The organism is Streptomyces sp. NPDC057743, from assembly GCF_042798755.1.
GTDB lineage: Bacteria > Actinomycetota > Actinomycetes > Streptomycetales > Streptomycetaceae > Streptomyces.
In genome coordinates this window covers 1-22,293 of the sequence record NZ_JBHVJX010000044.1, presented here as the reverse complement: position 1 = coordinate 22,293, position 22,293 = coordinate 1, and the positions used below count along the sequence as shown (strand labels likewise).

At 67.6% G+C, this 22,293-nt stretch carries 19 protein-coding genes and 1 pseudogene; 9 read left to right on the top strand and 11 right to left on the bottom strand.

The features are described from left to right. Positions 1-90 precede the first annotated feature (90 nt). Both ACFVFQ_RS33370 and ACFVFQ_RS33365 read left to right on the top strand, forming a co-directional pair. On the top strand, positions 91-1,869 hold the full coding sequence (locus ACFVFQ_RS33370) for a hypothetical protein (RefSeq protein WP_383423331.1): 1,779 nt from the start codon (positions 91-93) through the stop codon (positions 1,867-1,869). Between the two features lie 49 nt (positions 1,870-1,918). Continuing rightward, positions 1,919-2,197: a hypothetical protein gene (locus ACFVFQ_RS33365; protein WP_383423329.1), complete on the top strand. Its 279-nt coding sequence runs from the start codon at positions 1,919-1,921 to the stop codon at positions 2,195-2,197. Between the two features lie 5 nt (positions 2,198-2,202). Here the strand turns inward: ACFVFQ_RS33365 and ACFVFQ_RS33360 are convergent, their stop codons facing one another. The 3 genes from ACFVFQ_RS33360 to ACFVFQ_RS33350 form a co-directional block, all read right to left on the bottom strand. Continuing rightward, positions 2,203-3,600, bottom strand: a complete 1,398-nt coding sequence (locus ACFVFQ_RS33360; RefSeq protein WP_383423327.1) for a hypothetical protein — start codon at positions 3,598-3,600, stop codon at positions 2,203-2,205. Positions 3,601-3,735: 135 nt separating this feature from the next. After that, entirely contained in the window at positions 3,736-5,013 is a 1,278-nt protein-coding gene (locus ACFVFQ_RS33355) for a tyrosine-type recombinase/integrase (protein WP_383423325.1), read from the bottom strand. Beyond that, positions 5,006-5,272 carry a helix-turn-helix domain-containing protein gene (locus tag ACFVFQ_RS33350; RefSeq protein WP_383423323.1) on the bottom strand — a complete coding sequence of 89 codons (267 nt, stop codon included), beginning with the start codon at positions 5,270-5,272 and terminating at the stop codon, positions 5,006-5,008. The genes ACFVFQ_RS33355 and ACFVFQ_RS33350 overlap by 8 nt, the downstream gene beginning before the upstream one ends. 431 nt (positions 5,273-5,703) lie before the next feature. Here ACFVFQ_RS33350 and ACFVFQ_RS33345 point away from each other — a divergent pair, with 431 nt between their 5' ends. The 4 genes and pseudogenes from ACFVFQ_RS33345 to ACFVFQ_RS33330 all read left to right on the top strand — a co-directional run bounded on the left by ACFVFQ_RS33345 (position 5,704) and on the right by ACFVFQ_RS33330 (position 10,216). Further along, positions 5,704-5,934 carry a helix-turn-helix domain-containing protein gene (locus tag ACFVFQ_RS33345; protein ID WP_383423321.1) on the top strand — a complete coding sequence of 77 codons (231 nt, stop codon included), beginning with the start codon at positions 5,704-5,706 and terminating at the stop codon, positions 5,932-5,934. A 139-nt stretch (positions 5,935-6,073) separates the two neighbouring features. Further along, positions 6,074-7,633, top strand: a complete 1,560-nt coding sequence (locus tag ACFVFQ_RS33340) for a DUF3631 domain-containing protein (RefSeq protein WP_383423319.1) — start codon at positions 6,074-6,076, stop codon at positions 7,631-7,633. Positions 7,634-7,819: 186 nt separating this feature from the next. After that, complete coding sequence (locus tag ACFVFQ_RS33335; protein WP_383423317.1) at positions 7,820-8,548, top strand: hypothetical protein; 729 nt, start codon at positions 7,820-7,822, stop codon at positions 8,546-8,548. Next, positions 8,538-10,216, top strand: a pseudogene (locus tag ACFVFQ_RS33330) (relaxase/mobilization nuclease domain-containing protein). The gene ACFVFQ_RS33335 and the pseudogene ACFVFQ_RS33330 overlap by 11 nt, the downstream one beginning before the upstream one ends. 90 nt (positions 10,217-10,306) lie before the next feature. On the opposite strand, the gene ACFVFQ_RS33325 reads toward ACFVFQ_RS33330, so the two are convergent. The 4 genes from ACFVFQ_RS33325 to ACFVFQ_RS33310 form a co-directional block, all read right to left on the bottom strand. Continuing rightward, the gene (locus ACFVFQ_RS33325) at positions 10,307-10,885 is read right to left on the bottom strand and encodes a hypothetical protein (protein ID WP_383423314.1); all 579 of its coding nucleotides are present in this window, start codon (positions 10,883-10,885) and stop codon (positions 10,307-10,309) included. A 29-nt stretch (positions 10,886-10,914) separates the two neighbouring features. Then, positions 10,915-11,607 (bottom strand): class I SAM-dependent methyltransferase, encoded by a 693-nt coding sequence (locus ACFVFQ_RS33320; protein WP_383423308.1) that lies wholly within the window; start codon positions 11,605-11,607, stop codon positions 10,915-10,917. Further along, entirely contained in the window at positions 11,608-12,519 is a 912-nt protein-coding gene (locus ACFVFQ_RS33315) for a phosphotransferase family protein (protein ID WP_383423305.1), read from the bottom strand. Between the two features lie 80 nt (positions 12,520-12,599). Continuing rightward, the gene (locus ACFVFQ_RS33310; RefSeq protein WP_383423381.1) at positions 12,600-13,349 is read right to left on the bottom strand and encodes a hypothetical protein; all 750 of its coding nucleotides are present in this window, start codon (positions 13,347-13,349) and stop codon (positions 12,600-12,602) included. Positions 13,350-13,581: 232 nt separating this feature from the next. On the opposite strand from ACFVFQ_RS33310, the gene ACFVFQ_RS33305 reads away from it, so the two are divergent. Then, on the top strand, positions 13,582-14,937 hold the full coding sequence (locus tag ACFVFQ_RS33305; protein ID WP_383423303.1) for a tetratricopeptide repeat protein: 1,356 nt from the start codon (positions 13,582-13,584) through the stop codon (positions 14,935-14,937). 1 nt (position 14,938) lies between these two features. Further along, positions 14,939-15,472: an NUDIX domain-containing protein gene (locus ACFVFQ_RS33300; protein WP_383423301.1), complete on the top strand. Its 534-nt coding sequence runs from the start codon at positions 14,939-14,941 to the stop codon at positions 15,470-15,472. Between the two features lie 162 nt (positions 15,473-15,634). On the opposite strand, the gene ACFVFQ_RS33295 is transcribed toward ACFVFQ_RS33300, so the two are convergent. The 4 genes from ACFVFQ_RS33295 to glnA form a co-directional block, all read right to left on the bottom strand. Next, positions 15,635-16,381 (bottom strand): hypothetical protein, encoded by a 747-nt coding sequence (locus ACFVFQ_RS33295; protein WP_383423299.1) that lies wholly within the window; start codon positions 16,379-16,381, stop codon positions 15,635-15,637. A 37-nt stretch (positions 16,382-16,418) separates the two neighbouring features. Beyond that, the gene (locus ACFVFQ_RS33290; RefSeq protein ID WP_383423297.1) at positions 16,419-18,398 is read right to left on the bottom strand and encodes a hypothetical protein; all 1,980 of its coding nucleotides are present in this window, start codon (positions 18,396-18,398) and stop codon (positions 16,419-16,421) included. A gap of 380 nt (positions 18,399-18,778) precedes the next feature. Continuing rightward, on the bottom strand, positions 18,779-19,312 hold the full coding sequence (locus ACFVFQ_RS33285; protein WP_383423295.1) for a hypothetical protein: 534 nt from the start codon (positions 19,310-19,312) through the stop codon (positions 18,779-18,781). A gap of 617 nt (positions 19,313-19,929) precedes the next feature. Further along, complete coding sequence (glnA, locus tag ACFVFQ_RS33280) at positions 19,930-21,339, bottom strand: type I glutamate--ammonia ligase (RefSeq protein ID WP_383423293.1); 1,410 nt, start codon at positions 21,337-21,339, stop codon at positions 19,930-19,932. A gap of 382 nt (positions 21,340-21,721) precedes the next feature. On the opposite strand from glnA, the gene ACFVFQ_RS33275 reads away from it, so the two are divergent. Then, the gene (locus tag ACFVFQ_RS33275; protein WP_383423291.1) at positions 21,722-22,189 is read left to right on the top strand and encodes an RDD family protein; all 468 of its coding nucleotides are present in this window, start codon (positions 21,722-21,724) and stop codon (positions 22,187-22,189) included. Positions 22,190-22,293 lie beyond the last annotated feature (104 nt).

The following is a 22,293-nucleotide window of genomic DNA, read 5'->3' as shown; positions in this document are numbered from 1 at the left end:
CTCCACAGCCGAAGAGTCGCGCCCCGGCACTCGACATCTGACAAAGGCTCGCCACCTCGGATGTCAGTGGCAACTCATAGGCTTTCGGGCATGAGGAATGATGCGGTCACTGAAGCTGATCTCGACAAGGCGATGAGTGTCGTCGAGCGCAGTAGGCAGTCGCCGCAGCGGGACGATCCCGCTGTACGAGCACTCGCCGCGGCGATATCGGTGCTACGCCGTTTACGTGGGGACGAGGCGGCCACGGACACCGAATTGCTGGCGGCACACGATCAATTGCACGCATCCCTGCCGCATCGAAACGACGACAACCTGGCGGCACTGGCTCAAGCGCTACTGAGCCGTGGGATCGTACCCTCACCCGGCGACTACGACGACGCCTGGCGGTTCTGGTGGCCGAAGAAGGGCTACGGGCCCTGTCGTGACTGCCGCCAGCGCCGCTCGCTGACGCGCTACGCGGCCAAGGCGGGAAAGCCGTACAGATACTTGTGCACGCGCTGCCGCAAGCAGGAACTCGCCGACATTACGGAGTACTTGACCAGCGCCACGGGCGTCGTCCCGAAAGATGGAGAGTCCGCTGAATCGCTCTTCAGCCGGCGCGTGGCGTCGCGCGTAGGTCAATTGGGGCAACGGGTCGCCCCAGCCCCCGAGGAGCAAGCGGGCCACCCGGAAGCCGAACCATGGGGTGAGTACGTGGAACGCCTCGTGGAACTGCTCGCACCACTGGACTGGGCAGGATGGGCGGTCCCCGACGCATACGACTCGGACGGGGACGCCGAGACCGACCCGATGCTCTTCACCGAATTGTGGCGTACCAACGCCGCGTTCGTCGTTGAGTACTACCCGCGCGAGAACCGAATGCGGTTCCTTCCCTACGACGACGTATGCAGCGATTACCCGGAGTCGTTCTCCGCGCTCGACGAAGAGGTGGAACTCACCGTCGCCCCCGACGGTGACGGGGCAGTCAAGCTGGTCAAACTCCGAAGCGGCGCCTTGGGGTTGCTCGACGCGACGCACGTCCGCGTGGCGAAAGGGGCGGATCCGGGCGCCGCCGAATCGTTCCACGCTGAATCGCTACTGACCCTGTTTCGCCCGGCGGCCGCATACCGAAAAACTTCGGTTGAAGAGATCGTCAAGGTAGCTGCGCAGGACCCCGATCTCGATGCCTATCTGAACTGGGTCGTGGGCCTGGCCGGCCGCAATGTGCAGCCGGATTTGGTGCCGGATGCGGCGGCCCTGGGCATCGCCGCCTGGTGCTGGCGGAACGACACGGCCGTCGAGGCCCACCACCTCCCCTCGGACGTGCTGATGGCCAGGATCAACATCGCGGTGACTCGCACGGTGCTGCCTCACGTCTGCCCGTACGAAGGCATCGACTGGAACAGCATCGAGCGATTGCTGACGGATACCGGCTGGAAGCTCCCCAACGGCCGCACCGTCTCTTTCCTGTTCGGCGACGGTTGGCCGGAGGTGCAGTCCACGGTGCGGAAGCAGGTCCGGAAATGGCATCGCCTCGACACCGAAGTCCTCGGCCCGGAGACCACGTTAAGGCTGATGACCATCGGCGGCTCAACCAGCTATACCCGTCACTGGTGGGGCCAAGGGCGATGGCGCGCGATATGCGAAGAGATCGTCCGTGACGCTGTCGAAGCCGGCTTCACCTTGCCGCAGCCATACGACTGCCGTGGCCCTGAGGCGTTGATCGGCGACTTGGAACAACCGGATATGCAATCCGACGCAGTACTGGACTGGTTGATCGACATGCCCGAATCCACCGAGACGGGCCCTTACGGGCTGCGTCGCCACCCATCCACCCAGCCGATCGTGCGCACATACGATCCGTGGTGGGCGCCCCTGCAGGAAGACTGACTTCCGGCAGGCGCCAAAACGACTGAGTGGTTGCCTTCACCTGACTCAGGTGAAGGCAACCACTCAGAAGGAACTTCGGCCATTACTCGCCGATGTGGAGCTCTATTTCTTAGATGTCGAAGTACAGCTATACGAACCGTCTGACCTGCGCGGATCCATGCTGACCGACGGGTCCGGTGCACAATCGGTGCACATGGCAGGGAAGGCAGGTGTTTGTCTGGGCCTGCTGACCGGTCAGCGCACCCTCAGCCGGGCCATGACCTATTTGAGGCGGCGCATCACTGGTCGCCGCCGGCCGGACGAGCTCCACTCGTCGGGAGCTCTGTGAGCGCGCTACCGGGCGGCCTTGGCGCACGGCGAGGCGCGATGGGAGACGAATCTAATACGGGCATCCTCCAAACGGATGCTCGTCTTCCGGCTGCTGGCAGGATCCCAGAACTCGACTCGGTCGCCGGATTGCGCGAAGATCACCACCGGATGGTCGTGGGGAGGCGGTGTCCCGTAGTACGGCGCCTCGGAAGAGGTCGGTTCCACGCACGCGTACTCGGCGCTGACGCCGAAGTACTCCGGGATGTCCCGGCCAGCCGAGGCGAGCGCGCGGTTCTCCGCGCCGTTGCGGGCCGCCGTGTGGAGGACGAGCAGGCTGAATAGCATGCCCATGCCTATACCCAGGGTCACCGCGGGTGCCCAGGACAGCCACGGCCCCTGGACCCGCAGGGAGGGGGCGAGGAGCCGCATCCAACCCAGGTACGCCACCGGCAGCAGCGCAGCCGAGACGAACACACACAGCACCCAGAGCCCCGCCTGGATGTCGCCCAGCCCGTCGGTCTCTGGCGCGGGGCGCACCCCAAATGCCGACAAGTAGGCCCGCTGGACGAGCGTCCCGAGCCACGGCACGAGGGGAACCACGAGCGGTACTGCCAGCGGGACGAGCCACGGAAGCGCGCGGTGCGTGGGGGTGCGCCGCGCCGCCAGGTACGTTCCACCCAGCAGGTAGCCTCCGACCGCAACCACGAGCGGGCCGCCAATCCGTGGGCTGTCCGCGCCGATCGCGGGCCAGAGCCCGGCGCCGAGCAGACAGATCGCTGTCGCAGTGACGACGAGCGCTAGGGCGGCCAGAGCATGCCAGCCCCGGGACGCTGAGGGCCTGCCGACTTCATGGACGCCCGGGTCCAGTCGCCGCAGTACCAGCGGGTGGTGCGAAAGCGCGGCCCTGGCGGCGCGTCGGGTGCGTGCCAGGCGGCGTTCCCGGGGCTCGTCGAGCCCGGCCGGGACGCGGATCAGCCGGACAGTGCCCGCATGCGGGTCGTGCTCGCCCGTCCGCATGGCCGAGTGGAGAGCGTGGCGGAGCCGTCGGTTCACTGGCCTCCGCCTGCCCCGCAGGTGCCACTCGATCTGCGGCTGGTGGACGCGCTCCACGAGCGTGGCGTCACGGCAGTGCAGGGAGAGTTCGGCGTTCTGGGCCAGCGTGTCCAGGGTGGCGACCGCCTGTTCCACCGCTGTCTCGCGCACGCCGCGGATACGGACTTCGATCACGCGGAGCGTCCAGCTGGTCTCCGTGGTCACCGTGGTCTCCCCGGCCAGCGGCTCGCGTAGGGGCCAGCCCATCGCGTCGCACACCTGCCGGAGCAGGTCCAGCTCCTCAGGGCGGTTCAGGACTGAGGCGACGACGTGGACGCGGCGGTTGAAGGGCTGCGTGGCTGGGCCCGATGCTGAAGTCGACGTGCTCATAAGGTGATTCTGCCGTCACATCCCTGTGCGCCGCCCGGCCCCGGCACGCTGGCAGCTCCGTGGGCCATCCCAGAACTATTCCGGTCAAGGCATAGTCCGCCGGCCACACTTCGGGAATCTGGCGAGTCATCTCGGTTAAGCCGCGAACCGGTACCGCTTACCGATCGCCTTGCGGGCCTTCTCGACCGTGCCCGTCACGCGATGGACGTACCGCCGCAGCGTGAACGCCGGATCCTCGTGGCCGAGGAGATCGGCGAGGGTGTAGACGTCGACACCTTCGTTGATAGCCTCGGAAGCGAAGAGGTGCCGCAGAGCGTGCATCATCTTGTCCCGGCACTCTTCCCACTTGCGCCCCTTGTCAACGGGCTTGTCGTTGAGGGCATTTATCGCCCCGATCGCCTCCAGAGCCTCCTTCCAGAGGTAGTTGAAGTAGTTCTTGTTCAGCGGTTTGCGCTCCCGCGTGGTGAACACCAGGCGCACGGTGACCGGTTCACCGTCCTTGGTCATCCACGGCAGGGTGACCTCGACCGGCGGGTGCTTGCGCATGTGCTCGGCGAGCCGCACGGCCAACTCGTCGCCGACCGGCACGAAGCGGTCCTTGGGGTCATCGTCGGTGCCACCCTTCGGAGGGGCGAAGACGAGCGTGCCGCGGTCGTGGGTGATCTGGCGGCGTATATGAACGACCTTGTCCTTCTGCAGCCAGTTGACGTCCTCGGGGCTGAACCCGAAGATCTCGCCCTGTCGCATGCCGAGTCCTCGGCCGCAGTCGACGGTGGCCTGGTAGCGGTCGGGTAGGTGCTCGCGCACGGCGTCCGTCTGTTCCCAGGACAGCGGCACGTCCTTCGCCGCCTTCTTCGAGCGCCTCGGCTTGACGCGCTTCACCGAGCCTGTCTCACAAGGGTTCTTGGCGATCAGGTCGTCGTCCACGGCCATGGCCAGTATCGACGACAGGTGCGTGAAGATCAGCCCGACGGTCGTCTCGTCCAGCACCTGCAGCCGGCGCTTGATCCAGGTCTGCACGGTGGACGACTTGATCTGGCGCAGTTTGAGTGAGCCCAGCGGCCCGATGATGTGGTTGCGGACGCGGGACTCGTACTGTGCGTGGGTCCGAGGATTGTCGAACGTCTGGTTCTCCAACCACCGCTCGGCCACTGCCTTGAGCTGGGCCTCGCCCTTCCTGGGGTCGACATACGTGCCGTCGTCGACGCTGCCCTGCATCTTGGTGAGATGTTGCCGGGCGTCCTCGTACCGGTCGAAGCTCTCGCTCTGCTGCTCGCCGTCGGGGTCGCGCCACCGGGCCAACCACCTCTTGCCGCGACCGTGTTCGCGAGAGGGGACCTTGTTGTGGGCCGTGCACTTCTCCTCGTCGGCCTGCGGCCGCTTCTTGTGCCAGCGGTCGTACGGCTCAGCCACGTGGCGCCGCCAGGGAGACCAGGAGCAGGGAGGCAGGAGCAACGCGGAGGGCGGTGGCGATGACGACGAGGTCGTCGACGTCGCAGCGGCGGCGGGCGCGTTCGGTGCGGCTGACGGCGGTGTTGGTGAGCGGGCGTCCGAGGGCGGTGCAGCGCTCGGCGAGCTGCTGCTGGGAGTGGGCGCGGGCCAGGCGCAGGTGCTCGATATTGCGGGCAGCCTGGATTCCGGCGGGGCCTGTTTCTACGGGTCGTGTTGCCATGACGGACAGCTGTAACTCGAATTGCCGGGTCGTGGCAAGAGTTAGTTCTAAAACTCTCCAGTACTCGTAGGCGCGGGGAATTGTCGACCGTGACGTCCGATTCGGTGAGGCCGGAATTCTGTGCTACGGTCCGCGCCGCCGCTGCGGCACTAGGCAACAGCACCCCCTTCGCGGCCCCGCTGGCCTCGGCGTTCGCGGCCAGCGACCCGGTCGGCACCGCTGGGATTTTCCGGCAAGAAACGGACAGATGTGGCGCGGGGCTTTTCGCTGATGAAGATCAATAGCGAATTAGGGTCTACGGTTTTAGTCCACTCGGCGAGGCGCCGTTTGGTGTGGCCGCCGGAGTGTCCGCAAAATGCTGCTGGATGCGGCAGGAAACCTGTGGCTATCTTGTCCATCCCCGAATCCCCGAATCCCCGCGAAGGAGCCCCATGCCCAAAACCCCACGCCTCGCAGCGCCCTCCGGCACGGAGGATCGTGTGCCGCTGGCCACGCCGGAGGACGTCGCCGCCTACCTCGGTGTGCCGGTGAAGACTCTCTACCAGTGGCGGCACCGCCGGATCGGCCCGAACGCCCTCAAGGTCGGCCGACACCTTCGCTACCGCTGGGCGGAGGTGGATGCGTGGCTTACTGCCCAGTCCGCGTACGACCTCACGGCATAGCCGGCGCCGGAGCAGTGCGGCCCTCGGCGCGCCAACGCCGAGGGCCGGAGATTCCCCTGCACAGCACTCATCCCTGAATGAACGAGCCTGCAAGGGGCGGGACCTAGCCCGTCCTGCCCCTTGCCAGAGAGGAACGTCTATGGAGGACTCTACGTCCCCCACCACCATGAACACATCCCCCACGATCTGGCCTACGGCCGCGATCCCCGGTCAGGGCATCCCCTATCGCCGCGCGGACCAGGCGGACAAGCGGTCCCCGAAAGCCGCGGTCCCGATATCCAAGTCCGGTGGAAACGTGCAGGCCAGCGGCGCGAAAACGGGGACCGGTCCCCAAGCTGCGGGCATTGCACCAGGGGACCGCAACGGGGACCGTGATCCTGATCCCCGGCAGTCGCTGGGGACCGACGGTCCCGTGGCGGAGGCCGTGCAGCACAATGCCCCGGCCCCCGATGAGGGATCGGGCACCGGGGACCACGAAGGCGCCGGCGTCGAGGCGGCCGGTGACGGTGCCGCGCTGCTGGATGAGTTGCGGGCGGCGATCGGCAAGTACGTGGTGCTGCCCAACCAGGAGGCGTTGACCGCGGTGACGTTGTGGGTGGCGGCGACGCACATCCAGACCGCGTTGCAGCACGCACCTCGCCTGGCGGTGATGAGTCCGACGAAGGGCTGCGGCAAGTCTCGTGTCCTGGACGTGCTCCACGAGACCGTCCACAAGCCGATGATGACGGTGAACACCTCCCCGGCGGTCATCTTCCGCGTCATCGGCAAGATCCCGCCCACCCTGCTGGTGGACGAGGCGGACACCATCTTCGGCCCCAAAGCGAGTGGCGACAGCGAGATCCTGCGCGGTCTGCTGAACGCTGGACACCAGCGCAACCGGCCCGCCTGGCGCATCTCCGGCCCCGAGCACAAGCCCACCCCGTACCCGACCTTCGCGATGGCCGCGATCGCGGGAATCGGTGACCTTCCGGACACGATCACGGACCGGGCCGTCGTGCTGCGGATGCAGAAACGCAAGCCCGGTGAGAAGGTCGCCCCGTTCCGGTCGCGGTATGCGGTGCCTGAACTCAACGCGCTGCGCGACCGGCTGGCTGCCTGGCTGGGGCCACTGCGCGGGCAGGCTGCTCGCATGGTGCCCAAGATGCCGGTGGAGGACCGGGCGGCGGACACCTGGGAGCCGCTGGTCATCATCGCCGACCTTGCCGGAGGCCACTGGCCCGCGAGCGCTCGTGCCGCCTGCTTGGCCATGACCCGGCACGAGGCGGTCCAGGACGAGCAGACCAGTCTGAAGACGCGGCTGTTGCGCGACATCCACCGGATCTTCGAGCGGGAGAACAATCCTGAGGTGCTGTCCACCCAGGACCTGGTCGCCGCTCTGATCCAGGACGCCGAGGCCCCGTGGGCGGAGTACGGCATCAAGGGCCTGAACGCCTACCACCTGGGCAACCTGCTGCGGGACTTCGACATCCGCCCGGCCAACTACCGGTTCGACAAGGGCAGGCAAGCCAAGGCGTACATGCGCAACCGGTTCCTGGATCCCTGGGCCCGCCACTGCCCCGACCTCACCGAGAGGGCACCCGACCCGGCACAGGGCGTCGCGCCCGCGCGCCCGGCCCACAAGTTGCCGCCCTCCGCCCCGACGGGGTCGATGCCCATCGGTCCGCCTGGCGGCACTACCGGCCCCAAGCGCACCCGATAACCCGCCTTCCCCGAGTCCGTAGCAATCCGTCGCGTCCGTCCCCGCGCAGGTCAGCGCGGGGACGGACGTCCTCAGCGGGACGGACTTCTCCGTACCAGCACCCGCGTCCGTACCTGCTCTGACCAGCCCTGCAACGGATGCGACGGACGCGACGAAGTCCCGCCCACACACCACTGGAGCACCACCATGCGTGAGACTGACACCGACGACCGCCACCCCGCTCCCCGCCGCAGGGGATGGTTCGGCCTGGCCCGCCGAACAGCAGCAAGCTGGAGCGAACGAGCCTCTAACGAGGCTTCGTCCGCGCTTGCCCCCGCCCCAGGGGTGGCGGAGGAAGAGGGGGCCGGGCGCCAGCGGGCACCCGAGCTGGGGGAGGGGAAGGCCGAGCCCAACGCCGCAACTTGCGCCGACAGTGCCAAGCACCCCGCCGCCCCGCACACCGAGGTGCCCGCCGATGTCCGACTGCCTGTCGAGCAGCCCTCGTGGCGTGAGCCCGACGCTCCCACGCTGCCTGCGCGGATGAACCGCAAGCGCACCACCGAGAAGCGCGATCAGGTCAAGAACATCCGCTTCACACGGACCGCCGTAGGCATCATCAACGCCGAAGCCAAGCTGCGTGGCCAGACGTTCGCCGGTTTCGTCGGCGACGCCGCCCTCGCGGTCGCGCTCGGCAAGGCGAACATGGTCGGCAGCCCAGAGGACGATCCGATCCGCCCGCTGGTGGAGGCCGTCGAGGCACACACCAAGGCGCTGAACCGGATCGGCACCAACCTCAACCAGATCACCATGGCCATCCACTCCGGCGCGATACCCGAGCGCACCAAAGCCGTACTCGACCACATCGAGCAGGCCGCCAAGGCCAGTTACCAGCTGATGGACCAGCTCCTGGCGGAAGGCGCCGCTCATGGTGCCTGACGTCTCCACCGGCTCCGATACCCGCGGCCTGATCACCTACCTCTTCGGGCCGGGTCGGCGCGACGAGCACACTGACCCGCACATCGTGGCTGCCTGGGACATGGCCGGCGCCCCCGACCCCGGCCGCGATCCGAACACCACCTACACCCAACTCGCCAACCGCCTCGACCACCACGTCGACCTGCGCACCCGCGAACTGGGCGGCAAGAAGCCACCGCAGCACGTGTGGCACTGCCCGGTACGCACCGCGCCCGGTGACCGCTACCTGACCGACGCCGAGTGGGCCGAGGTCGCCCGCCGCGTCATCGCCACCACCGGCATCGCACCCGAAGGCGACGAGAAAGCCTGCCGATGGATCGCCGTCCGCCACGCCGACGACCACATCCACATCCTGGCCACCACTGTCCGCGCCGACGGCCGCCGGCCCCGGACGAACCGGGACGGGCAGCGGGCACAGGCCGAATGCCGAAGGATCGAGGCCGAGTTCGGGCTGCGCCGCCTCAAATCCGGCGACCTCACCGCCCCCAAGACGCCCACCGGGGCGGAGCGGGCCAAGGCTGAGCGCCAGGGGCAGGAGGTGACCGCGCGGGAGTGGCTGCGCGAGCAGGCGTACGCGGTCGCCGCCACCGTAGGCAGCATCGACGACTACTTCACCGTGCTGCGCTCCCTCGGCATCCAGGTCAAGCCACGCATCGGCCCCGAGACCGGAGAGGTGACCGGTTACAGCCTGGCCGCACCCGGCGACACCATCTTCTTCGGTGGCTCCAAGCTCGCCCCGACCTGTCCTACACCCGCCTGACCGAACGCCTCCCCACCCAGAAGGTGGCCGACCGACCCCAGCAGGTGGCAGACCCGGCCCACTCGTGGTGCCCTACCGAATCCGCCATACGCTCTGCCCGTTCGGCTCTCGACGCGGGCGACGACGCCATCGCCCAGGGGCACCTGGAAGCCTTCGGCGACACCCTCCACAACCTGGCCCGTACCTCACCCGGCCCGCACCGGGCCGAACTGCAGGCGGCAGCAAGGACGTTCAACCGCGCCCGCCGCTCGGCGATCCGGGCCGACCACCAAGCCGCCACCGAACTACGCCAAGCCGCCAAGGAACTTGCCTACGCCCCCAACATTCCCGGCGGCCTGGCCATCGCCGTGGTCTTCGCGGCCCTGCACGTGGCCCGCGCCGCCGCCAAGTGGCACGCGCAACGCGGCCACGAACAGCAGGCCGCCGCAGCCGAACAAGCCGCCCGCCACCTACAAGACAGCTACCGCCAAGCCGCCGAACCGGTCCTGACCGACCTCACCCGCCGAGCGCCCCGCCCTGCCACAGCCCGGCGATTCGAGGCCGACGTGCGGGCAGCCATCCCCGACCACGCTGACCGCATCCTCACCGACCCCGCCTGGCCCGCGCTGACCACCACCCTCGCCCGCGCCGAGACCGCTGGCCACCGCCCCCGCTACCTCCTGGCCGAAGTGGCCGCCCACCGAGAACTCGACACCGCCGAACGCCCAGCCGAAGTCCTCAACTGGCGCATCACCGCCCAGCCGAACAGGCGCGCACAAGCAGCACGCCAGCGAAGCAGTACCGTTGGCACGCCCGCCGCGTCCCCAGCGTTCCATTCCACGACCACAACGGTGAACAGCAGGCCCGAGGAACGAGGCCGACGCCGATAGCCCCTGGTGTCGTTGGCGCCACCGACCCAGCCTGGTGCCCTCACCGCTCCCTGCGGCGAGGGCACCAGTCCTCCGTGCCGTGATGTGATGTCAGGCTGCTTCGCTTCCGCGCGAATCACCAGACTCACAAGTCGGCGCGGCGGGCAGCTGTCCGGCCCATTCCAGAGCTTCCATCAAGTGCTCGGCCCGCAGCCCGACGTAGGGATCGGGCTGGAGAAGAAGAGTTGCCGCGCCACGGATGGTGCGTTCCGTGGCCCAGGCGTGGTCGAGGTTGGTGAAGTCGTCATCGATCCCGATGGCGGGTGCGTCGCCCAGCCAGGCACCGACGTGGTCGCGTTTCCAGAGGTAGCCGTTGGGGTGGCTGGTGGTGATCTGCGGACGTGGAAGGTCGACGTACGGCAGGGGCGGGAGGCCGAGGAGCGGCCCGATCAGGGTGGTGGCGTCCCGGCGCCAACTGGTGCACCAGACGGGCGTGACCAGCCCGGTGCGGATCACGTCCATGAGCATGGGGCCGTCGGCAAAGTTGAGCCAGACCGTGACGGGGACGTCGGCGCTGCGGCCGGTGGGGACGACCTCATGCCGGCCGTGGGTGGCCGGGGTGTTCCCGTGGTCGTCGGGAAACGGTATGAGGACGCCGTCGATGTCGAGAAGCAGGTAGGGCAGGCGCATCGGTTCCTCCGGTGGGAAGCCGGGCGGGGTCAGAGCTTGCGTGCGGTGATCAGCAAGGTGGTGGGCCAGCCGCCCGCGCGGGCGTTGTGGAACTCCCGGGCCGAGGTGAGCCAGAGGCCCGCGCGGTCGAGGTGCTTGTCCCAGCGGCCGGCATCGAAGTCCCAGCGGGCGATCGGGATTCGGCTGCGGTCGGGCAAGGTGACGTAGGCACGACAGGGCCGATCCTCGGCGACGGGGCGTCTGCCGCCGCGCTGGGGATGAGGAGTGGAGAAGGCCAATGTGCAGCCTGGCTGGAGGTGTTGGGCGATGGCAGGCAGCAGGAGTTCGGGGGTGACAAGGCCAACCGCGCCGAAGACGGAGTAGATCGCGTCGAACCGTTCGTCGGATGCCTGCAGGTAGTGCAGGGCGTGTCCGGCGACGAAGGTCAGGTTGGCCAGCCGTCCGTAGTGCGAGCGGGCTCGACGGACCTGCAGCCCGACCAGGTCGACGCCGGTGACTTGGGCTCCGTGGCGGGTGGCGAGGTGAGCGGCGTTGTGGCCGGGGCCGCAGCCGAGTTCCAGCGCCCGCTTGCCGCGCAGGTCCATGCCGAATATCTCGGCGCCAGGGCCTCGGCCAGGACGCGTGGTCCACTCCATCCGCGCCGGTACGGACAGCGGTTCGGCGGGGCCGGCCTGGGTGCGCTGGAGCGCGTGGACGTACCACGGGGAAGCCTGGGCGAGCACCTAGACCTCCAAGAGCTGGAGGACATCGGTCAGGTGGCGGCGGACGGTCTTGAGGTACGCGGGGTCGGTGGACGGGTCGTTGACCCAGCGGATGGCCTGCTCCATGAACCACTCGACGGCCCACATGCGGTGCCAGCCCAGCGCCCACTTCTCGGCAGCGAGCCCACCACGCTCAAAGAGGGCATCGGGAGTGCCACCTTCGGTGACGTACACCTCCAGAAAGACGCGCAGGCGTACGGGGTCGGGGGTGTCGAGGGTGCCGTGCCAGCTGGCGAGGTCGAGCAGCCCGGGGCCGGTGAAGGCGCGGGCGAAGTCGAGCAGCTTCCAGCCGCGTTGGCCGATGTGGAGGCTGGTGGGGTGGAACTCCGAGTGGACCCAACCGAACGGTGCCACCGTCGCCCCGGCCGAGCGGGCCTCGGCGGCGCGGGCGATCCGGTCAAGGGCGTCCTCGACGTCATCGGCATCCTGCCACCGTTCCTCCTTGCGGAGTTGATCGAGGTGATCCAGGGCTCGGCTTGGCAGTGTGCGCAGCCGTTCCTGATCGAGGACCGGCAGTGCGGCAGCCGTAGGGGTGCGGTGGAGGACCACGGCCGCTGCGGCACCGTCGAGGTCGTCGGCCTCTCGGACGGCGGGACCGAGGTCTTCCAACAGCATGCCGAGCCAGCCGCCCACGACGGCGGAGGCGTGGACCTGCGGGACCGGGACGCCGTGGGAGTGGGCCAGGCGGAGGGCCCGGTCCTCGTTGTCGAACGGCTTCTTGGCGTACTTGAAGATGGTGGTGGTGCCGTCCGGGAAGGTCAGACGCTCGATGCCCGACATGGACCACACGCGCACCTTCTCGCGCGTTGGGGCGGATCGTCCGGCGATGGTGAGCAGGTTGTCCAGGAGATCGGCGTTGAGGTTCGCGTCCATGCGGGGGCTCCGGTATGGGGTTGGAGGCGTCCGGGGCGGGCGAGTGGTGACGGCCCGCCCCGGAGCCTGGTCGAAGGGGACTACGCGGCAGGGCTCACGCGGTGGGCGTCGACCTGCTCGATCCAGCCGGCCTTGAAGGCAGCGAGGTCGTCTCGGAAAACGGCCATCGACGCACCGTAGGGCGCCACGACACCGCCGGACTGGTCCGGCACGGACTGGCAACCGTGCACCAGCCGGCCGCCGAGGGCGGCGTGGGCCTTGATGGACTCGATGCGGCGGTGCTCGTTGAACCAGCCACCGTGGTAAACCTCGTCGAGCAGCCCGCCCATCTCCTCGTCCAGGTCGAAGACGACGGAGGTGGCGGCGGGGAAGAACCAGCACGGGCCGACGTTGGAGATGCGCCCGTCCAGCTCCACCTTGTTCAGCGCCATCAGCGTGGCGGCCTCGCACAGCATCCGCAGGTGCTCCGCCGTGATCTGCGGCAGGCCGAGGCCGGCCAGGTGCTCGTCACGGAACAGGTACGCGTACACCTCGTACGCGGTATGGAGGACCAGGCCCGCATCCGCCGTGGAACGTCCATGGGCCTTGATGAAGTCGAGGGCAAGCTGCTCGACCGCACTCTCGGCCGTCTCATCCACCTCCAGGAGCTGGGACTTGACCAGCTCCCAGTCGGCGACGAGCCAGGAGTGGGACTCGAAGCGGAAGAAGTACTCGGCCGGGTCGATGGTGATGCGCCGGTCCTCGACCTGGATGCCGGGCAGGCGGCTCCAGCGCTCGTCGAACGCCTCGGGCAACTCGACCGTGATGGCCGTCGTGTCGATCGTCTCGATGGTGGTCACCGTGTCTCCGTCTCTGTTCGGCCGGTTTCAGGCACAGGGCGGCCCGAAGCCGGTGTAGGCGTACGGAACTTCGGGAAGCCGCCCGGCCCAAGGGGGAGCCTGGATCACGGTCGCGCCGTTCCGGGCGGCTGGTGATTAGTGAACCCTCCCTCACGCACAGTGGGTACGGTTAGCGGGAGTTGAAGCGGTATACGCGGTTTACAGCTCCGGATCGGAGGCGATCGTGGCAGCGCAGAGAGCACCCAACTCCCGCCTGCGCGAGGCGATCAATGCGATCGGCTGCACCTACGAGACCCTGGCCAAGGACGTGCGACGCGTCGCCGCGGAAAACGGCGAGATCGTCCAGACCAACAAGTCGGCCATCTCCCACTGGGTAAACGGCATCCGCCAGCCCACCGGCCACACCGGCCAGTACCTCGCCGAAGCCCTGTCCCGCCGAGCAGGCCGCACCATCACCCAAACCGAGATCGGCCTGCGCCCAGCCGACGCCGAAGCGCCAACGGAATCGGATCCGGTCCTCGCCGCCACCGACCTCGGCCGCGCCGACGTCGAACGTCGCCGCTTCCCCGCGGGAGCCGCGTTCACCACTGCCGGCGTCGCCATGCCACTCGCCTACGACCATGAGGTCACCGCTCGCATGCTCCGCGCACGCACCGGCACGGCCCTGGTCGGAGTAGAGGACGTGGACGTCGTACGCCAGATCACCACCGCCTTCAGCGCGGCCGACGAACGCCTCGGTGGCGGCCACGGCCTGACCACCGTCACCGCCTACCTCGCCGACACCGCAGCCCCCATGCTCCACGGACGCTTCCCCAACGAAGCCTTACGCCAAGCCGCCTTCAGCGCCGTCGCCGAACTCGCCTACCTGGCCGGCTGGAAGCACCACGACCTCGGCCAGGAAGGCGCCGCCCAGCGCTACTACCAGGTTGGCTACCAACTCGCCTACGAAGCCGACCCCCACGGCCACGCCGCCTGGATGATGCGCGCCCTCGCCCACCAGGCCCTCAGCCTCAAACAGTCCCACCACTGCGTCGACCTCGTCGAAGGCGCTCTCGCCCGCGGTCTCGGCCATGTCGACGGCCAGACCGAAGCGCTCCTCCACATCACTCACGCCCGCGCCTACGCCGCCATTGGCGAGAAACCCGCCGCCGCTCGCGCCCTCCTCGCAGCCGAAGATGCCCTTATCCGCGACGACGGGCCTCAGCCCAGCTACTCCCGCGTCAGCGGCCCGGCCGCCGGCACTGTCGCCAGCCACACCGCACGCACCCTGACCGACCTCGCCGACCACATAGGCACCGAACAACAGCACCGCGACGCCCTCATCCGCTGGGACCCTCAGAAGTACAAACGGGTCCACGCCCTCACCTACGCCGACCTCGGCGACAGCCTCGCCGCCCAGGCCCGCGCCGACGAGGCCGTCGCCGCCTGGTCGCAAGCCCTGACCCTCATGGAAGGCATGACCTCCGACCGGACGCGCAAGGCGATCACATCGCTCAGATCCACTCTTGCCGTCTACCAACGGCGCAAAGTGCCGGGCGCAGCCGAACTCGCCCGCCGCGCACGAGAAGCACTCGCCTAACATGCCCATCGACCCGGCCGACGAAGGGACCACCGTGGCTCAGCCGACAACCGACGATCAGCCCAAAGCGCTCAAGCCCGCCCTCGACTCCATGACCCTGCTGGTCGCCGCCGTCATCGTCCACGACAAGGCCACCAACCGCGTCGTCCTCCTCCAGCGCAGCCAGAACGCTAAGTTCGCCCAGGGCATGTGGGACCTCCCCGTCGGCAAGAGTGAGCCCGGGGAGCCGATCACCGAGACCGCCGTCCGCGAGCTCTACGAGGAGACGGGGCTAACGGTTAAGCCGGAGTTCCTGAAGGTCGCCCACATCATCCACGGCGCCTGGGGCGTCGAAGCCCCCAACGGCTTCCTCACCGTCGTCTTCGCCGCCCACGATTGGACCGGCGAACCCGAAAACCGCGAACCGCGCAAGCACGCACAGGTCCGCTGGGTCGACGTGGACGCCATCCCCGAGAACTTTGTCGAAACCACCTCAAGCGCTCTACAGCGGCATCTCGCGGAAGGCCCGGAGGTCTCCCTTGACGGCTGGCGATAGAGCCCGCTGCCCCGGAGACGTCGACAGCGGCCCACGACAATCCACATGGTTCACGACCACGCCCGCCCTGCGCGCTCGGTACCGCCGGGAGCGCGGTTCCGGGCGCGGAACGAATGAGCCACGGATCAACTAGAACTCAGACCAGTCAGTTCTCCCCTGCCCCTAATTCAGTGCCGTGCCAGGCGTCCCCCCTTCGCGCGAATCCGCCGATAGCGGGTCCGATGAAAGGTGCTGTGGCGTCACAATCTCATCTCTCAGGGCTCGCAGGCTCTGAGCACGTTCCGGCTGACCGTAGCGGTCAAATATATGAGCCAGGCTGGTGACCAGGTGCTGGTGAGCGTCTCCGGGCAGGTCCCGCACGAAGTCCTGTAGCAGTACAGCCACTTGTACCCATGCGTTGTGTGGAGCATAAGAAGCCGCAGAGGCAACAAGCCTTTCAACCCGTGTCACAGTTTCCGTGTCGATGGCCTCAGGGTGGTCGAGGAACCAGTAGGCGAAAGCCAGAGATGGGTCGCTGAGTAGGGCATCACGCAGATCTTGAGCTCGTTGAAGGCGATGTTGGTCGTCGCGGGCACGTCGTTCGGCCTGGTGCTGGTTGCGTAGGAGACGGTTGATGTCGGCGGCTTGGTGAGGGTCGGCAGTCAGCTGGACGCGGGCCCATAGCAGTCGGACGGGGGCACCCGGCATGTCGGCAGCCTGGCCCAGGCGGCTATTGATGGCTGCTTGGGCAGCCGCCTCCTGGCTGAGCTGCCGTTTTCCAGCGATTCCCTGGGCCACGTTCAGCACATGGGTGGCGGCCGCGTCATGCGGATTCTGGTGCTGATGACGTCCAGGCAGGTCCTGCCAGGCACCGGTGAAGTGCGCCTCGAAGTGATATCCGGGGGTTCGGCTGGGCAGGGTGCAGCTCAAAACCAGTCCGCCGTGACGCCGCCGACGCCACGACTTGCTAGGCCACTGGGGCATGCGGCTCGGGCATGGGGGCAGCTGGGTCAGCGCGGTTCAGGACAACGACCAACTGGTCCCGCAGGCGCTCCTGCACGGTAGACGAATGCGAAGACTGTACGGGCGCCCAGGCGTAGAGCAGGCGGTGGAGAGAGAGAAAGCGGTCGGCCACATAGACGGGATCGGTCTGCGGTTGATAGACGGCGTACTGGAGGATGGCCAGGATCGGCTCACGCAAATCAGAGTGCGCGACTGCCGCGTCCATCCAAACGGTGAGTGCCTTCCCAAGGGGCTTTTGGAGAGTCACGCTGTTGTCCAGCAAGCCTCGCCAGCGGGCAGCATGCCAGCCCCCGTGGGCGTCCTCGCGTGCTGCGGTCAGCAGGACGGGGCGGCCATCTTCAGTGGTGCGTGCGGCTAGGTGAACGAACGCGTGGTGGGCGGCGGTACGGCGACCTTCCTGAGTGCTGGCAGCCCACTCCTTGAGCCTTTCCTGGATGGCCTGCCGCTGTTTGGGCTGGTCCCACAGCACAGTCAGCGCTTGTCCGACCGTGCCGAGAACCTCCTCCTTCTCGGTGTGAGCTGCCAGTTCGGTCAACCTCAAAAGCATCATGGTCGGGTAGGCAGCGGCGAGACGCTCGCACGCCTTGGCCAGCGCCACCTTGAGGCGAGGCGGAACTTCCTCGTCGCCGCGGCGGGCCCAGGTTAGGTAGACCGTGCAGGCGCGGCGACTGGTCTCGGGGTCCAGAGCTGCTGCGGTGAGGAGGTCACAAGCCTGCTCGGGAAGGGACTCAGCCCACTGCTCGGCGATCTCACGCAGTAGCTTTGTGGTGCGCTTGCGGTGCATGTAGTCCAGCGCCCAGCCAATCACCCGGTCAGCTAGCTGGTCAGTGATCTTATTTGGCAGATCCTTGTCGTTGGTCTGCGCCGCGGTCCAGCGAGTGAAGTTCTTGATGAGATGGGGACGGTCAGCCCAGAAGTAGTCGACGATGGCCTCGGCGAAGCGGGGCCGGCGGAAGGCGATGGTGTCCTCTTCCGTCAGGTCGGCTTCGATGGCATCGGTCAGGGCGATGACGCCTAGGCCCTGCTGGCCGGTGTGAGGTGCAGGAGTCTCGCCCAGAGCGCGGGCGAGGGCATCGGCAGCTTCGTACACCATCTCCGTCGGGGCACCCTCCAAGACAGATGCAGCGAGGAGGTAGTTGCGGTGGGCGCTATCGCCGTGTTCGTTGTGCCACTCCAACAGCCGGGTGCGCCAGTCTTCCGCTGCCGCGACGACATGGTCGACCAACTCCTCGAAGGACTGTTCCGTCTCCTCTTCAAGGCGTTCGGCCTCCCGGATGATGTGGGCCCACTCGACCACTCCAGCCGGTACTAGGTCCTTGATGCCCTCGGTGATCTTTTCGGCGTTGAGCCAACGATCCGCTTCCACCGGCGGCGCGACCCTCTCCAGGTGGGCTCGCAGGACCTGCTCAGAGTCGGGATACGCGAGTTCATGGTCGAGGTCGGTGGTTCCCTTGGCGGCTCGTTCCCAGGCTTCGGTGCTGATGAGGACGGCCAGGTAGGAGTCGGAGTCCTGAAGATGTGGGGCGTCCTCAGCCAGGGCGGGGCCGATCCCCGAGTGGCGTTTATCCCCCTCGTCACGCAGGTCCAGGATCCAGCCGGTGTTCTTACCCTGCAGCCCCTCGGCGCCGTTGAAGGGCTCCCCAGGTTCGCGTCGCACCTGTCGAATACATGTGCCCACCTTCTGGTGAAGGGCGTCCAGGGCAGCGGTGTAGCGGCCAGCACCCTCCGGGCCGTGCAGCACGAGCACATTCCCCCGAGAGAGAATGCCGGTCAGCGCAGCCCGCTCCTCAGGGGGCCGTTCGTAGGTTGCCAGACGCTGGGCGATCCAGTCCGGGTTCAGCAGGTCACCACGCAACCGGTGGATCTCCTGAGCGATCTGGACGCCGATAGCAACGCCGTAGTTACGTCCGAATCGCTGCTCCACCGAAACATGAGGGTCGTAGTCGGCAGCCGAGCCACCCTCCGCGTCCGGATTTTCCTCCTCCCGCTCAGCCCTCGACGGCTCGCGCGGACCTTCGGGAGCCGCCTGGCCCTCGGGAGAGGGGGCACCCTGAGTAGACGTCGGCGGCTCGGAGTCGTCCGCCGAAGGCTGCCCGCCCCCTGCGGAGGGCCTTGGAGTGCTCGCCGGAGAAGGGCCTTCGAAGCCAGAAGATGGAGTGTCGCTCAAGTCTTCCCGGGCGTTGGGCGGAGCGGAAGGGCTCGGCGGCGTGTCAGGCTGAGGCGGGGTTGCGGTGTCGCTCTCGGTGGTCATTCCTACATCTCGCAGACGGCTGACGGGCACTGACATTCCGACGTACGGGGCGTTTATGACGGCCGTGGGTCGCCGATTCGGCGCGCGCGCATGCCGATGTTGACGCCGCCCTGTTCCACGGTGCCGATTTCCTGAATCACACTGGCTTCTCCAGTGATCTCATCGGCGTGCATTCCGGTCTGCTGGCCCGCGACGCGGTCGGTGTGCTGGCGCACGAAGGGCCCCGATTCCTGACGTTCTTCGCCAACGAAAGTCAGGCGCTGGCCGTAGATTTCCTCCAAATTGCCGCGAAGCCGTCCCAACGCTTGCAGTAGCGGAGCATCAGTCAGGTCGATGCGCGCGCTCCCCCGGTGGTACACGCTCAACTCGCTGCGCAGCTGTTCCAACTCCTGCCGACGTGCGGCGAGCTGGCCGACATCGACCTGTAGCGGGAGGGTGAGGGTGCCGGTCAGTTCGGCAGGAATCTCCGGATCGGGCTCCGAGGCAGCGCCGCGATCCAAAAGCCGTTCGAGACGCTGATAGAGGAACGTCATAGTGGGGGTCAGTCCGGCGCCGATCACAGCAGACAAGGCGGAAAAATCCGTCACGGTACTCCCAGGATGCCGAGGCGGCCAGGTCATTCAAACGGATTCTCGCCGCCATCCCGCGCCGCTCTCTACTCACTTGCGGGAACTGGCTTAAAATTGCACCTCGCCAGCTATTGGGTCGAAGCCTGAGATACCCCTATTCAAGGATGCAGCAGACATATGGGCCACCGGGTTAGCTGCGGACGATGTGGCCTGGGTTTGCGGCCGCAGGTGATCTTGCGGCGGGCCTAGATGGTGCTGTTGTCCGCGCATGGCATGTTGCCGAGGTGACGTTCAACCAGCCTCGACCGGTTTCGGGGTGTAATCCAGAATCTCAGCGCCGACAGCTTCGAGGCGCCCTATCTGGCAGCTGAAGGCAGGCTCTGACGGGTCCGCCACCCCTGCCCGTGTGGCGACCGCAATCCGTTTCATCGCGCGAGTGAGGGCCGCCACCTCCTCCCGGAGATGGCGGCCCTCACTCGCGTATCTGATTGTGGGTCAGGCGCCGAGACGGCCGGTGCACACCCGGTGCACAAGACCCTGGAAAACAGCTGGGAACAGCGAGCACTGTCGAGCAGTGTTTTCCCAGGTCATAGCAGGTTTCCGAGCCTCAGGCCCAGCTCACCCGACCCCACCCCTTAGATGTCGAAGTAAAGCTCGAACTCGTGCGGGTGCGGGCGGAGTTGGATCGGGGCGATCTCGTTGGTGCGCTTGTAGTCGATCCAGGTCTCGATCAGGTCGGAGGTGAAGACGCCGCCCTGCTGGAGGTACTCGTTGTCCTCTTCGAGGGCGTCGAGGACCGCGGGGAGGGAGGTCGGGACCTGGGGGACGCCCGCGTGCTCCTCCGGGGCGAGCTCGTAGAGGTCCTTGTCGATCGGCTCGGCCGGCTCGATCTTGTTCTTGACGCCGTCGAGGCCGGCGAGGAGGAGTGCCGAGAAGGCGAGGTACGGGTTGGACGACGGGTCCGGGGCGCGGAACTCGACGCGCTTGGCCTTCGGGTTGGAGCCCGTGATCGGGATGCGCATGGCGGCGGAGCGGTTGCGCTGCGAGTAGACGAGGTTGACCGGGGCCTCGAAGCCCGGGACCAGGCGGTGGTAGGAGTTCACCGTCGGGTTGGTGAACGCCAGCAGCGACGGGGCGTGCTTGAGGATGCCGCCGATGTAGTAGCGGGCGGTGTCCGACAGGCCCGCGTAACCCTGCTCGTCGTAGAAGAGCGGCTGGCCGCCCTGCCACAGGGACTGGTGGACGTGCATGCCGGAGCCGTTGTCGCCGAAGATCGGCTTGGGCATGAAGGTGGCGGTCTTGCCGTTGCGCCAGGCGACGTTCTTGACGATGTACTTGAACAGCATCAGGTCGTCGGCGGCGGCGAGCAGGGTGTTGAACTTGTAGTTGATCTCCGCCTGGCCGGCGGTGCCGACCTCGTGGTGCTGGCGCTCGACCTGGAGGCCGGACTTCTCCAGCTCCAGGGAGATCTCGGCGCGCAGGTCGGCGAAGTGGTCGACCGGCGGGGCCGGGAAGTAACCGCCCTTGTAGCGGACCTTGTAGCCGCGGTTGTCCTCCAGGGCACCGGTGTTCCAGGCGCCGGCCTCGGAGTCGATGTGGTAGAAGCCCTGGTTCGCGGAGGTCTCGAAGCGGACCGAGTCGAAGACGTAGAACTCCGCCTCCGGGCCGAAGAACGCGGTGTCCGCGATGCCGGTGGAGGCGAGGTACGCCTCGGCCTTCTTGGCGATGTTGCGCGGGTCGCGGCTGTACTGCTCGCCCGTGATCGGGTCGTGGATGAAGAAGTTGATGTTGAGGTGCTTCTCCTGGCGGAACGGGTCCACCCGGGCCGTCGACAGGTCCGCGCGCAGCGCCATGTCGGACTCGTGGATCGCCTGGAAGCCACGGATCGACGAACCGTCGAACGCCAGGTCCTCGCTCGGGTCGAACGCCGCGGCGGGGATCGTGAAGTGCTGCATCACGCCCGGCAGGTCGCAGAAACGGACGTCGACGAACTTCACGTCCTCATCCGCGATGAACTTCTTCGCGTCGTCGGCGTTCTGGAACATCCAACTCCTCCTAGCCCGGTCACCGCTCGGCGGACGCGGGGTTGCGACTCGGAGCGCGACCACGAGCGGGGCGCGCTCGCCCGACCATAGGCAGGCGGGATTTCCCAAGCATGACCCATTTGTTTCGCCGAGGTTAACCGGCACGCGGTCGCTCTCACCCCCCAGTGTGCGCCTCCGGAAGGCCGTTGCGGCAGCCCAAGAGGGAGCTGTGCCACGGTGGCGAGTGGCGAGCAACCGCTTCCTTGTAGGGGCGTTGTGTGCCGTCGAGGGGGCGGTGCTGGCATCGGGTGGGGAGGTGCTGGCATCAGGTGGGGGAGCGACCGGCCCCGGGTGCGGGAACCCGCCGCCCGGGAAACGTATGCGGTCGCAGTACCGTGGACGGGTGGACAACAGGCAAGCAATCGGATCGTGGATGTCTGGGCCCCGGGCGGTGGCCGAGGACATGGGTGTCGACTTCGGGTACCGCGGGCAACGGCTCGGGCTGCCGGAGGAGGGCCCGGGCTCGATTGCGCGGGTCGGCCGCCGCTTCGGCGCGCTCTTCATCGACTGGGCGCTCTGCCTGCTCATCGCGTACGGGCTGCTCAGCGGCGGCAAGGCGCAGTCGACGAGCAACTGGGCGCTGGCGGTCTTCGCGGTGCTGAGCGTACTGACCGTCGGGACCGTCGGCTGCACCCCCGGCAAGCGGCTGCTCGGGCTGCGGGTGGTCGCCGAGGGCGGTGGCCGGATCGGCCTGCTGCGAGTCGTGTTGCGGACGGTGCTGCTGGTGCTGGTGATCCCCGCGGTGATCTGGGACCGGGACGGCCGGGGCCTGCACGACCGACTCAGCCGCGCGGTCCAGGTACGGATCTGATCCTGATCCCTAGTGCTGTGACCGGAAACGATCACCGGGTTGGTGTCGACCGACCTCGCCTCCGGTGGGATCAGGGGACGTAGATAGGGTGGGCTGGTGTTCTC

Coding starts and splice junctions, on each gene's coding strand:
- ACFVFQ_RS33370 (WP_383423331.1), top strand. CDS start 91: ATGAGGAATGATGCGGTCACTGAAGCTGATCTCGACAAGGCGATGAGT.
- ACFVFQ_RS33360 (WP_383423327.1), bottom strand. CDS start 3,600: ATGAGCACGTCGACTTCAGCATCGGGCCCAGCCACGCAGCCCTTCAAC.
- ACFVFQ_RS33350 (WP_383423323.1), bottom strand. CDS start 5,272: ATGGCAACACGACCCGTAGAAACAGGCCCCGCCGGAATCCAGGCTGCC.
- ACFVFQ_RS33345 (WP_383423321.1), top strand. CDS start 5,704: ATGCCCAAAACCCCACGCCTCGCAGCGCCCTCCGGCACGGAGGATCGT.
- ACFVFQ_RS33340 (WP_383423319.1), top strand. CDS start 6,074: ATGGAGGACTCTACGTCCCCCACCACCATGAACACATCCCCCACGATC.
- ACFVFQ_RS33335 (WP_383423317.1), top strand. CDS start 7,820: ATGCGTGAGACTGACACCGACGACCGCCACCCCGCTCCCCGCCGCAGG.
- ACFVFQ_RS33325 (WP_383423314.1), bottom strand. CDS start 10,885: ATGCGCCTGCCCTACCTGCTTCTCGACATCGACGGCGTCCTCATACCG.
- ACFVFQ_RS33315 (WP_383423305.1), bottom strand. CDS start 12,519: ATGGACGCGAACCTCAACGCCGATCTCCTGGACAACCTGCTCACCATC.
- ACFVFQ_RS33300 (WP_383423301.1), top strand. CDS start 14,939: ATGCCCATCGACCCGGCCGACGAAGGGACCACCGTGGCTCAGCCGACA.
- glnA (WP_383423293.1), bottom strand. CDS start 21,339: ATGTTCCAGAACGCCGACGACGCGAAGAAGTTCATCGCGGATGAGGAC.